The sequence below is a fragment of the Mycobacterium sp. NGS61 genome (genome assembly GCF_059812325.1).
In genome coordinates this window covers 849,957-862,091 of sequence record NZ_JCALCL010000001.1, presented here as the reverse complement: position 1 = coordinate 862,091, position 12,135 = coordinate 849,957, and the positions used below count along the sequence as shown (strand labels likewise).

Genomic DNA, 12,135 nt, shown 5'->3' with positions numbered 1-12,135 from the left:
TAGGTCTTTGCCGTTTTCGTTGCCTTTCGGTGCCTACCCAAGCGCCACCGAATTCATGCCTGCGGGTGCCGGCTATGGGCAGACACTAAACTCGGTGCCCGTGGAATCAGCCTCGCCGCGGCCCGTACTGGTAGTCGACTTCGGCGCACAATATGCCCAGTTGATCGCGCGCCGGATCCGGGAAGCGCGGGTGTTCTCCGAGGTGGTTCCGCACACCGCCGCGATCGAGGAGATCCGGGCGCGCGATCCGCTGGCGCTGGTGCTCTCCGGCGGGCCGTCCAGTGTCTACGTCGAGGGGGCTCCGCAACTGGATCCCGCGCTGTTCGACCTGGGCCTGCCGGTGTTCGGAATCTGTTACGGGTTCCAGGCGATGGCGGCCGCCCTGGGTGGCACGGTCGCTCAGACCGGCACCAGCGAGTTCGGCCGCACCGAGTTGAAAGTTCTTGGCGGCCAGCTACATTCGGATCTTCCTTCGGTACAGCCGGTCTGGATGAGCCATGGTGACGCGGTGACGGAGGCGCCGGCCGGATTCGACGTGGTGGCCAGCAGCGCGGGAGCGGCGGTGGCCGCGTTCGAGTCACCCGAACGGCGCCTGGCCGGGGTGCAGTACCACCCGGAAGTGATGCACACCCCGCACGGACAACAGGTGCTCAACCGGTTCCTGCACGAATTCGCCGGGATCGGCTCGGAGTGGACCCCGGCCAACATCGCCAACGCGTTGGTCGAACAGGTGCAAGCGCAGATCGGCGACGGCCATGCGATCTGCGGGTTGTCCGGCGGAGTGGATTCCGCGGTGGCCGCCGCACTGGTGCAACGCGCCATCGGCGACCGACTGACATGTGTGTTCGTCGACCACGGATTGCTGCGGTCCGGTGAGCGCGCGCAGGTGGAACGCGATTTCGTCGCCGCCACCGGGGCCAATCTGGTCACCGTCGACGCGGCGCAGACCTTCCTGGAGGCGTTATCGGGCGTGCACAACCCCGAAGGCAAACGCAAGATCATCGGTCGCCAGTTCATCCGGGCCTTCGAAGGCGCGGTACTCGACGTCGTCAAGGAAGAGGACGCCGAGGTCGAGTTCCTGGTGCAGGGGACGCTGTATCCCGACGTGGTGGAATCCGGCGGCGGCAGCGGCACCGCGAACATCAAGAGTCACCACAACGTCGGTGGGCTGCCCGACGATCTGAAGTTCACGCTCGTCGAACCGTTGCGACTGCTGTTCAAGGACGAAGTGCGCGCGGTCGGGCGGGAATTGGGGCTGCCGGAGGAAATCGTTGCACGCCAACCCTTTCCGGGTCCGGGGCTGGGGATCCGGATCGTCGGGGAGGTCACCGCCGGGCGATTGGAGACGCTGCGGCGGGCCGACCTCATCGTGCGCGAGGAGCTGACCGCGGCGGGCCTGGACAACCAGATCTGGCAGTGCCCGGTGGTGTTGCTGGCCGACGTCCGGTCGGTGGGCGTGCAGGGCGACGGACGCACCTATGGTCACCCGATCGTGCTGCGGCCGGTGTCCAGCGAGGACGCCATGACCGCCGACTGGACCCGGGTGCCCTACGAGGTGCTCGAGCGTATCTCGACCCGGATCACCAACGAGGTCCGCGAGGTCAATCGGGTGGTGCTGGACGTCACCAGCAAGCCGCCGGGCACCATCGAGTGGGAATAGTCAGCCTCATAACGCGCCAGCAGCCACACCAGCAACGCGCGCATAAAGCAGCCTCTTGCGTTGCTTGACGCTTGTCGGAGGGCCGGTGTTTACTCAGCATCATCGAACATATTTTCGAATGATCGAGTGTCTGGAGGCTGGTCATGTCCGCGGCTTTGGCCTCTGCCCATCCTCCGGAAAACCGGGCTGAACAGCTACAACAGCTGCGTCAGAAGATAGCCGCGCTGTCCGGTAAGCACACCGCCGCGGCGGACGAAGTGGTGCCCACCGGGCCGGCGCTGGTACCGCGGGGAACGGTGGCGGTGTTGTCCGGAGCGCGATCGTTGTTGCTGCGCATGGTGGCCGCGGTGACGGCGGACGGGGGCAACGCGGTGATCGTCGGCCAGCCCGATATCGGGTTGCTGGCCGCGGTGGAGATGGGGGCGGACCTGAGCCGGCTGGCGGTGATACCGGATCCCGGCAGCGATCCGGTGGAGGTGGCCGCGGTGCTGATCGACGGCATGGATCTGGTGGTGCTGGGGCTGGGCGGGCGCCGGGTGACCCGGACCCGGGCCCGGGCGGTGGTGGCCCGCGCCCGGCACAAAGGATGCACGGTGCTGGTCACCGATGGCGACTGGGAAGGCGCGTCGACGCGGCTGGAGGCCCGGGTCTGCGGGTACGACATCACTACGCCTTCCGGGACGGGCAAGCCCACCCCCGGCTTCGGGCGCATCAGCGGTGTGCGGCTGCAGGTGTGCACCGGGGGGCGCACGATCGGCCGATCGCGAACCGGGTGAGTTCGTGGTTGCCTCTCGGGTGTTGGCGATCTGGTGCATGGACTGGCCCGCCGTCGCAGCGGCGGCCGCCGCGGGTCAGCCGGTGACGGCTCCGGTCGCGGTCACCTTGGCCAACCGGGTGATCGCCTGTTCGGCGACGGCCCGGGCCGTTGGTGTGCGGCGCGGGCTGCGGCGCCGGGAAGCGGCGGCCAGGTGTCCACAACTCCACCTCGCGGCCGCCGACGCCGATCGCGACGCCCGGTTCTTCGAAGGAGTGATCGCCGCGGTGGACGATCTGGTGCCGCGGGCCGAGGTGCTGCGGCCCGGGCTCCTGGTGTTGCCGGTGCGCGGGGCGGCCAGGTTCTTCGGGTCCGAGCAGCTGGCGGCCGAGAAGTTGGTCGACGCGGTGGCCGCGGCCGGGGCGGAGTGTCAGGTCGGGATCGCCGACGGGTTGTCCACCGCGGTCTTCGCCGCGCGGGCGGGCCGGGTGGTGCCACCGGGAGACGATGCACGGTTCTTGTCGGTGTTGTCGATCCGCCAGCTGGCCACTGAGCCCAGCTTGTCCGGTCCGGGCCGGGACGAACTCGCGGATCTGTTATGGCGGATGGGAATTCGCACCATCGGTCAGTTCGCCGCGCTGTCCCGCACCGACGTGGCGTCCCGGTTCGGAGCCGACGCGGTGAGCGCGCACCGGTTCGCCCGTGGTGAACCGGAACGCGGCCCTTCCGGTCGCGAGCCGGCGGCAGAACTCGACGCCGAGCTGGACTGCGACCCGCCGATCGACCGCGTCGACGCCGCGGCCTTCGCCGGACGCTCGCTGGCCGCCACCCTGCATCAGGCACTGCTGGCCGCCGGAGTGGGGTGCACCCGGCTGGCCATTCACGCCGTCACCGCCTCCGGTGAGGAACTGACCCGGGTGTGGCGGTGCGCCGAGCCGTTGACCGAGGAGGCCACCGCCGACCGGGTGCGCTGGCAACTGGACGGGTGGTTGAGCCATCGGCGCGGTCGGCCGTTGGACGCGCCGGTGACAATGCTCCGACTGCAGGCGGTCGAGGTGGTCTCGGCCGAGGCGCTGCAACTGCCGCTGTGGGGTGGCCTGGGGGAGGAAGACCGGCTGCGGGCCCGCCGGGCGCTGGTGCGGGTTCAGGGTCTGCTCGGCCCGGAAGCGGTGCAGGTGCCGGTGTTGTCCGGTGGGCGGGGGCCGGCCGAACGGGTCACGCTGACCCCCTTGGGTGACGAGCCGGTGCCGCAGGCGGACCCCGACCGGCCCTGGCCCGGTCAACTGCCTGATCCGGCCCCGGCGGTACTGCTCGACGACCCGGTGGAACTACTCGACGAACACGGCACTCCGATCCGGGTGACCAGCCGGGGAATGTTCTCCGCCGATCCTTCGCAACTGAGCATCAAAGGCCGCGAGGACCGGCTGCGCTGGTGGGCCGGCCCCTGGTCGGTTGACGAGCGGTGGTGGGACGACCGGCCCGGGCAGGGGGGAGGCCGCATCGCACGCGCCCAGGTGCTGTTGGAGAGCGAACGTGCGCTGTTGCTGTGCTATCGGCAGCGCAAGTGGTACCTGGAGGGAATCTACGAGTGAACAATTTGACGGCGGTCCAATGAGAATCGGTTATCAACCCGGTAGACCAGCGGAAATACCCTCGCTGTAACAAAAAAGTAATGATGGACCCGCGGAGCGTGAGCCCGGGTGCTCAGCCGACCGAGCGCGTCCTGCGCTTGTTCAGGAAAGCCGACCACGACACCACGTCGGGGTTCTCCTTGAGCAGTGCCCGCCGCTGGCGCTCGGTCATGCCACCCCACACGCCGAACTCGACTTTGTTGTCCAGCGCGTCCGCCCCGCACTGCTGCAGCACCGGGCAGTGCCGGCAGATAGCCGCGGCCTGGCGTTGCGCCGCACCGGTCACGAAGAGTTCGTCCGGATCCTTTGTCCTGCACAGACCCTTCGATACCCAGGCCCGGTCCCCGGCGTCCTCGGCACTGCTCACCGCGACAAGGTTCAGCCGCCGAGCGGCCGGACGTGTTCCTGACACGAATGGTCCCCTTAAACTCCCGGCCGCGATTCGCGACCGCCTCCCTTGGGTGCAGATCGGCACTGTGACCTGTGCGTCGATGCAAAATCCTGTCACGCGTGATCTGAATCTCACCGTGCTTATAAGGTAAGGGGCGCGTACCAATTGCGCAACAATTCAACAAGACTTTTTGGGACGCAGGTACCATACTGTTAGTATGAAACGTCCGCTGCCACTTGAACTATTGGTCTGTTTGAGCCGGAAGCTGCGTGAGCTCACGGACACCAGGGCGGGATCGGACAGAAGTTCAGGCCCGGCGGCCACGGCGGCGGCGCCGGCGGGTTCTCGCCGTCCCAAATGTTCTGCGCCACGTTCCCCTGACCGGAGTAGACGTAGTAGTAGGTGTGGCAGATGCTCTCGTCCCATATCACCGGGTTCACCCGGCGATTGCCGGTCTGGACCGGGGGGTCACCGGGGCACCAGCGGCACGGACCCTCAGGATGGTCTTCCGGACAACCCGGCCAGGAATTCAGTGGCACCGGGACGGCGGGGGTGGCCCCGGCGCTGACGGGGTCTGCCACTGCCGAGACGTTGCCGGCCAGCAGCACTGTGGTGGCCAGTCCCACGATCAGTTTCTTCATGGTGCATCGCCGCCCTCTCGGTACGTCCCCGTGGCCGCGACGTTACGGAGCCGTCCTTGGAACATTCTTGGGACGGACCCGCCGCCTCAGGTCCCGGGCCGAAACGGTGCCACCCGCGCGATGAGCCGCTCGAAGAACACCGCCGGATTGACCCGAATGCCGATCCGCGCGTTGGGTTTACGAGCGCCGGTCCAGTCTGCGGTGGGCACGTCCGCGAAGTCCACCGTGGCGGTCCGGGTTTCGATCAATGCCGGGTCCAGCGCCACCGCCGCAGCCAGCGGATCATGCATGTAGGCCAGGTAGCCCACCCCGCGGTCGCGGTGGACCTCGAAGTAGAACCGCATCGCATCCTGGAGGAAGCGATGGACCGCAGCAGGTCCCGATAAAGCGGCCAGGAGCTGCGGGGTCATTGCGACCTGGCGGGTCACGTTCAGGCCGCACACGATGGGCAGCCGCTGGTGGGCCCCGAAGGCCGCGAACACCTCGGCCGCCGCCGTCGGGTCCACCCGGGAGTTCCATTCCGGCTCCGGTTCCCGGCTGTCCGGCGGGTACGAGCCGCCCATGATCACCAGGCGCCGCAGCAGAGTCGGCAGCTCCGGTTCGGCGCGCAGCGCCAGCGCCAGGTTGGTCAACGGTGCGGTGGCCAGGCCGATCAGCTCCCCGCGGTGGGCGCGGGCAGCGCGCACCCACGCGGTGGCCGCGTCGTAATCGGTGACCCGGCCACCGGCGGGCGGCAGCTCGGCATGCCCTAAACCCTTGGGCCCGTGGCCCTCCCGGCGAACAGGCAACGGACCGCTCAGTGGCTGATCGGCACCCCGCGACACCGGTACCTCGGCGGCGCCGCACATTTCGAGCAGGCCGAGGTTGTTCGCGCACACCTGGTCCACCGCGACATTGCCTGCCGTCGAGGCGATGCCGACCAGCGTGGCGTCCGGACTGGCCAACAGATAGATCAGTGCGAGGGCGTCGTCGATACCGGTGTCCACGTCGGCGAACACGGTGTGCACCGGCGTCACGATACGCTGACCTGATGCCTGACGAATTAGCGCCGCACTTCGACGATGTGCAGGCCCACTACGACCTGTCCGACGACTTCTTCCGGTTGTTTTTAGACCCCACCCAGACCTACAGCTGCGCGTACTTCGAGCGCGCGGACATGACGCTGGAAGAGGCGCAGCTGGCCAAGATCGACCTCGCGTTGGGCAAACTGGGGTTGCAGCCCGGCATGACACTGCTCGACGTCGGCTGCGGGTGGGGAGCCACCATGATGCGTGCGGTGCAGCAGTACGACGTCAATGTCGTCGGCCTCACTCTGAGCAGGAACCAGGCCAATCACGTCGAGAACCTGTTCGCGGCATCGGACAGCCCGCGTTCCAAACGTGTTCTGTTGCAAGGCTGGGAGCAGTTCGACGAACCCGTCGACCGCATCGTCAGCATCGGTGCGTTCGAGCACTTCGGCCACGAACGCTACGACGCGTTCTTCACCCTGGCGCACCGCATCCTGCCCGACGACGGAATCATGTTGCTGCACACCATCACCGGGCTGCACCCGTTGGAGATGAAGGAACGCGGCATGCCGTTGACCTTCGAATTCGCCCGCTTCGTCAAATTCATCGTCACCGAGATCTTTCCGGGTGGGCGGCTGCCGTCGATACCGATGGTGCAGGAGCGGGCCACCGCCAACGGCTTCACCGTGACCCGCGTGCAATCGCTGCAACCGCACTACGCGAAAACTCTCGACATCTGGTCGGCCGCACTCGAAGCCCACAAGGATGAAGCCATCGCGCTGCAGTCCGAGGAAGTCTACGAGCGTTACATCAAATATCTGACCGGGTGTGCGGAGATGTTCCGCATCGGCTACATCGACGTCAATCAGTTCACGTGTCAGAAGTGACTACCAGTGCACTCCCGGCACTAGTCGCACCGCCCGCCTGACCGGCTTGGGCACGCCCACGGTCTTGAGGGCCCGCACCGGGCGAGTCGGCCGCCGGCGGGTCGAAGACCGTTGCGGCACCGGCTTTTCCGGAGGGTCGATGCCGCGGGCCGCGGCGGAATCCGGGTAGCCCAGGTACAGCTGGTGCAGGATGCGCCGTGCGGTGCGCGGGGCGAAGTAGTTGCCGGCTTCGGCCAGGGTGCCAATCGGGGTGTCGATCCGGCTCGGCTTCTCGACGAGACCGCGAACCACCATCGCCGCCGCGCGCTCGGGGCTGATCGCGCGCGTCGGGTTCAGCCGCTGCGACGGCGCGATCATCGGGGTCCTGACCAGCGGCATGTGGATGTTGGTGAACGTGATGTGGTCCGAGAGTGTCTCCGTCGCAACGACTTCGGAGAACGCGTCGAGCGCGGCCTTGCTGGGCAGGTAGGAGCTGTACTTGGGGCTGCGGGCCTGCACTCCGGCGCTGGACACGTTGACCACGTGACCGAATCGGCGTTCGCGCCAGTGCGGGAGCAGCGCCAGCACCATCCGGACCGCGCCGAAGTAGTTGACCGCCATCACCCGTTCGTAGTCGTGCAGCCGGTCGGTGGAATTGACCACCGAACGCCGGATCGACCGGCCGGCATTGTTGACCAGGTAGTCGACGTGGTCGAAGCGGCCCAGGATGTCCTTGACAGTGGCGTCGACCGATGCCGAATCGGTGACGTCGCAGGCGAAGGCGTACGCCTGGCCACCCTGGGCGCGGATTTCGGCGATCAGTTCATCGAGGGCTTCGCCGTTGCGGGCCAAGGCGAACACGGTCGCGCCCCGCTCGGCGACGGCGATGGCCGAGGCCCGGCCGATGCCGCTGGACGCTCCGGTGATGATGACGTGCCGGCCGAACAGCGGCGCGTGCGGATCGGTGCGACGCGCCCGGTCCGGATCGAGATTCGCTGCCCAGTACCGCCACAGGGCGGGGGCGTAGGCGGAAAACTCGGGCACTTGAATTCCGCTGCCCTGCAACGCCTTCTGGGTTTCGTCGCTGACGAAGGTGGGGGCCAGGTCGACCACGTCGAGGACTTCGCCGGGAATCCCCAGCTGGGTGGCGGCCATGTTGCGTAGCACCCTGGCACGCCCGGTCGCCCGGAGTACCGAGGTGCCCACCGAGCGGGGCAGTGATCCACGCAGCGGTGGCAGCCCGGCCGCGCGTGCGATCCCGCGATAGATGCCCCGCAGACCGATGGTGGTGGGTGCGGTCAGGTGGAAGGTCTGCTGATCCCGGCCGTCGGCGTGCAGGAGCGCGACGAGTGCGTCGACCACGTAATCGACGGGCACGATGTTGGTGCGGCCGGTGTCGGGCAGCATCAGCGGAGTGAACGACGGCAGCACGGCCAGCTTCGCCAGGACGCCGAAAAAGTAGTACGGCCCGTCGACCTTGTCCATCTCGCCGGTGCGGGAATCGCCGACCACCACCGCCGGTCGGTAGATCCGGTACCGCAGCCCGGGGGTCGCCCGTACCAGCGCCTCAGCCTCGAACTTGGTCTGGTGATATGGGGTCGGCAGCTGCTGGCCGACGTCGAAGTCGTCCTCGGTGTACTCGCCGCGGAAATCACCGGCCACCGCGATCGACGACACGTGGTGCAGGGTGGCGTCGAGTCGCTGAGCCAGCGCGATCACGGCGCGGGTGCCCTCGACGTTGGCGGCGCGCTGCTCGGCCTCGCCCGCGGTGATGTCGTAGACGGCCGCGCAGTGCACCAAGTGCTCGACCCGGCCCAGTTCGGCGACGACCTGATCGGCGAGATTCAGTTCAGGCAGCTCGCCCACCAGCGGTTTCACCCGTTCACCCCACTCCTGGGTGAGCCGCTCGAAGCGGCCGAGCGACTGACGCCGCACCAATACCCACACTTGCGCATCGGGGTGCTGGTCCAACAATCGGGAAACGACGCGGCGCCCGATAAACCCGGTACCGCCGGTAACGACATACCGCATGCAGCCCATCGTGGCGGCACCGGCCGCCCGCGTCAACCGTGCGGGTCAGGTGAAACTGCGCACACCGTCCCAGTCCACCAGCTTCCAGCCGGTGACCGGGTTACCGGTGATGACGACCCGCCCGAGGTTGGGCAGCGGATGGTTGTTGAACAACGTGGTCTTGGGGTTCTTGACGTTCATCAACGTCCAGGCCATGATCGCGGTCCCCTGCGAGAACACGACGGGCTTGCTGTGACCGCTGTCGTAGATCTTGCGCACCGCGCCGGTGAACTCCGAATTGAACTTGGTGCCGCTGATCGAGCCGGGGATGCTGTTCTCCGCGTCGCCTTCGACCCAGCGCACCGGCGCCAAAAGGTAGGTGGACGCGGCCATCGACTCGGGCTTGCCGTTGAACCAACCGGCGCTGATGGACTGCAGGCCGCGCAGGATCTCGGCCTGCTTGTTCAGCTCACTGGCCAGCGGCGCCGCGGTCTGCTGGTCCGCGGCCATCGGGGAGGTGTAGATCCAGTCGAAGTCGGTGCGCCCGACCTGATGGGCGAGCTGCTGGGCCTGCGCCTTGCCCTCGGCGGTGAGACTGGGACCGGGCTCTGTGGTGTCGATGATCCCGTCGGCGTTGGCCTGCGACTGGGCGTTGCGAATGAAAGTCACGGTGATGTTGCGGGCCTGCGGGCCGCCGCCACCGCATGCTCCGAGGAGTACCGCCGCCACGAGCACGGCTACGACTTTGGGGGCCTGCCCGATCAGGGTGCGCTTCGCCATGGCGATAGCCTGCCCTGCCGACACCGTCGGTGGGAAGGGTTTGCAAGGCTTAGGTCACAGAAATGACGTGATTTAGTGATTTCGGGATGGACAGGAGTCTGCATGGCGATCGACCCCAGCGCGGTCGGAGCGACGACCGAGCCCCAATTGTTCGAGTGGACCGACCGGGACACGCTGCTCTACGCACTCGGTGTCGGCGCCGGAATCGACGAACTGCCCTTCACGACCGAGAACAGCCACGACATTCCGCAGCAGGTGCTGCCGACCTATGCGGTGATCTGCTGCCCGGCCTTCGGGGCGGCCGGCAAAGTCGGCAGCTTCAACTGGGCGATGTTGCTGCACGGTTCCCAGTCGGTGCGGTTGCATGCGCCGCTGCCGCCGGCCGGGAAGCTGTCGGTGACCAGCGAGGTCGTCGACATTCAGGACAAAGGTGAAGGCAAGAACGCTGTTCTGATGTTGCGCGGCGTGGGCAAGGATCCCGACAGCGGGACGCTGGTCGCCGAGACGCTGACCAACCTGGTCATCCGCGGCGAAGGCGGCTTCGGCGGCGAGAAAGGGGAACGACCGGCCGCCCCGCAGTTCCCCGACCGCGAGCCCGACGCTCGGGTCGACCTGCCCACCCGCGAGGACCAGGCGCTGATCTACCGGCTCTCCGGGGACCGTAACCCGCTGCACAGCGACCCGTGGTTCGCCACCAACCTGGCCGGCTTCCCCCGGCCGATCCTGCACGGGCTGTGCACCTACGGAGTGTCGGGCCGCGCGCTGGTCGCCGAACTGGGCGGCGGCGTCGCCGCCAACATCACCTCGATCGCCGCGCGGTTCACCAAGCCGGTGTTTCCCGGCGAGACGCTGTCCACCCTGATCTGGAAGACCGAACCGGGCAAGGCGTTGTTCCGCACCGAGGCTCTCGGGGCGGATTGGACCGATGGACCCGCCGCTCGGCTGGTGCTCGATGACGGTGAGGTCGAATACGCGTCTAACGCCTGACGCCGCGGTAGTAGTGGACATAGGCGGCGGCCGGCACCACCACGAACGTGAGCACGATCAACGCGATCGAGAAATAGTTGGCGCCGCCCTGCGCGGTGAGGAACAGGGTGCGGTAGTCGAAGGACACCGCCAACGCGACCGAGATCACCACCGCCGCCACCGGTAACACCCTGTCGGTGAACCGGTTTCGTTTCACCTTCGAGTGTCGTACGGTGTCTCGCGCCAGCGCGATCAGCGCGATCGGAACGACGATGAACTGGACGAAGCGGGCGATCACCGCCAGGCCGGTCAGGTTCTCGATGTCAAAGCGCAGCGCGAGGGGAAACGCCAGCGCCAGGGCCGCGGTGATCCCGAACGCAAGCATCGGGACGCCGAAGCGGTTCTTTCTCGACAGGCGCGCCGGCAGCGTCCGGGTGGCCGACAGCGCGGTCCACAGCCGCGGCGCGCCGAACGAGGCGGCGACATTGATGCCGAACATCGACACCAGGGCGCCGAGGGTGACCACCGTCCGGAAGGCGTCGTTGCCGATGGCCGCGGCCAGTTTCACCGTGTCGGTGGAATGCACGACCCGGTCCGATCCCAACAGCATCGCCACCGTCACCGCCAGCACATAGACGGTGCCGACCGTGAGGATCGAAATCGGGATGGCGCGGGGGAGGTTGCGGTCCGGTTCGTGCATCTCCTCGGCGGCGTTGGCGATCGATTCGAAACCGGTGAATGCATACAGGGCGGCCATCACCGCCAGGATCAATCCTGACACCGTGCTCTGGCCGATCTCGATGAACCCGAACAATGCGTAGGGTGCTGGCGCGAAGACCTCCGGCTGGCCCGCGGTGGCGTAGTTGTTGACGCCACCCGCGACGACGATCCAGAGCCCGCCGAGGATGAAGATCGTCAGCGCAAACACCTTGCCGACCGTGGAGATCCCGTTGGCCCATTCGATGGCCCGGTTGCCGAACAGGTTGATGAGCAGCAACACCAGCATGAAAATGAGGAACGTCAACGTCTTGACGCTGAACAGTTGACTGTCGTTAGCCCAATTTTCATGGGGGAAAACCACTTTCAGCAGTGTCGCGACGAACAACGACGCCAGGACGCCCCAGGCTATGGATGCCACCACGGCATGGGTGACGCCGACGTAGATGCCGATCCGCTGCCCGAAGGCGGCTGTGGTGTAGGCGTAGGACGCGCCGTTGGTTTTGACGTAACGGGCAGCCGTGGCGAAGACGACCGCCATTACCCCGACGAACAGACCGGCCAGCAGGTAGGCCAGCGGCGCCAACGGTCCCGCGAGCCGGATCACCGCGCCCGGAGTCAGGAAGATGCCGGCTCCGATGATCGCGTTGATCCCGAGCATGACAATGCTCCAGAAGCCGAGCTTGCTGATGCCCACCCTCCCTGTTCCTAC

The 12,135-nt window shown here is 67.2% G+C and carries 11 protein-coding genes; 5 read left to right on the top strand and 6 right to left on the bottom strand.

The window, feature by feature from the left end:
- The first annotated feature begins 55 nt into the window (after nt 1-55).
- The 3 genes from guaA to AC5Y3Z_RS04110 all read left to right on the top strand — a co-directional run bounded on the left by guaA (nt 56) and on the right by AC5Y3Z_RS04110 (nt 4,006).
- On the top strand, nt 56-1,660 hold the full coding sequence (gene guaA / locus AC5Y3Z_RS04120; protein ID WP_499917926.1) for a glutamine-hydrolyzing GMP synthase: 1,605 nt from the start codon (nt 56-58) through the stop codon (nt 1,658-1,660).
- A 143-nt stretch (nt 1,661-1,803) separates the two neighbouring features.
- Nucleotides 1,804-2,436, top strand: coding sequence for a DnaE2-dependent mutagenesis accessory factor ImuA' (gene imuA', locus AC5Y3Z_RS04115; RefSeq protein WP_473139766.1), 633 nt, complete (start codon nt 1,804-1,806; stop codon nt 2,434-2,436).
- A gap of 37 nt (nt 2,437-2,473) precedes the next feature.
- Complete coding sequence (locus AC5Y3Z_RS04110; protein ID WP_473139800.1) at nt 2,474-4,006, top strand: DNA polymerase Y family protein; 1,533 nt, start codon at nt 2,474-2,476, stop codon at nt 4,004-4,006.
- A gap of 112 nt (nt 4,007-4,118) precedes the next feature.
- Here the strand turns inward: AC5Y3Z_RS04110 and AC5Y3Z_RS04105 are convergent, their stop codons facing one another.
- The 3 genes from AC5Y3Z_RS04105 to AC5Y3Z_RS04095 form a co-directional block, all read right to left on the bottom strand.
- Nucleotides 4,119-4,457: a WhiB family transcriptional regulator gene (locus AC5Y3Z_RS04105; RefSeq protein WP_463825921.1), complete on the bottom strand. Its 339-nt coding sequence runs from the start codon at nt 4,455-4,457 to the stop codon at nt 4,119-4,121.
- A gap of 254 nt (nt 4,458-4,711) precedes the next feature.
- Complete coding sequence (locus AC5Y3Z_RS04100; protein ID WP_463825922.1) at nt 4,712-5,077, bottom strand: hypothetical protein; 366 nt, start codon at nt 5,075-5,077, stop codon at nt 4,712-4,714.
- A gap of 86 nt (nt 5,078-5,163) precedes the next feature.
- The gene (locus tag AC5Y3Z_RS04095) at nt 5,164-6,093 is read right to left on the bottom strand and encodes a nucleoside hydrolase (RefSeq protein ID WP_473139765.1); all 930 of its coding nucleotides are present in this window, start codon (nt 6,091-6,093) and stop codon (nt 5,164-5,166) included.
- A 14-nt stretch (nt 6,094-6,107) separates the two neighbouring features.
- On the opposite strand from AC5Y3Z_RS04095, the gene cmaA1 reads away from it, so the two are divergent.
- Nucleotides 6,108-6,971, top strand: a complete 864-nt coding sequence (cmaA1, locus tag AC5Y3Z_RS04090) for a cyclopropane mycolic acid synthase CmaA1 (RefSeq protein ID WP_463825924.1) — start codon at nt 6,108-6,110, stop codon at nt 6,969-6,971.
- Here the strand turns inward: cmaA1 and AC5Y3Z_RS04085 are convergent, their stop codons facing one another.
- A complete protein-coding gene (locus AC5Y3Z_RS04085) occupies nt 6,972-8,981 on the bottom strand; it encodes an SDR family oxidoreductase (RefSeq protein ID WP_473139764.1) in 2,010 nt (669 codons plus the stop codon).
- Nucleotides 8,982-9,026: 45 nt separating this feature from the next.
- Complete coding sequence (locus AC5Y3Z_RS04080) at nt 9,027-9,740, bottom strand: histidine phosphatase family protein (RefSeq protein WP_463825926.1); 714 nt, start codon at nt 9,738-9,740, stop codon at nt 9,027-9,029.
- Between the two features lie 102 nt (nt 9,741-9,842).
- On the opposite strand from AC5Y3Z_RS04080, the gene AC5Y3Z_RS04075 reads away from it, so the two are divergent.
- The gene (locus AC5Y3Z_RS04075; RefSeq protein ID WP_473139763.1) at nt 9,843-10,727 is read left to right on the top strand and encodes a MaoC family dehydratase; all 885 of its coding nucleotides are present in this window, start codon (nt 9,843-9,845) and stop codon (nt 10,725-10,727) included.
- Here the strand turns inward: AC5Y3Z_RS04075 and AC5Y3Z_RS04070 are convergent.
- Nucleotides 10,717-12,120 carry an APC family permease gene (locus tag AC5Y3Z_RS04070; protein WP_463825928.1) on the bottom strand — a complete coding sequence of 468 codons (1,404 nt, stop codon included), beginning with the start codon at nt 12,118-12,120 and terminating at the stop codon, nt 10,717-10,719. The genes AC5Y3Z_RS04075 and AC5Y3Z_RS04070 overlap by 11 nt on opposite strands.
- Between the last annotated feature and the right edge of the window lie 15 nt (nt 12,121-12,135).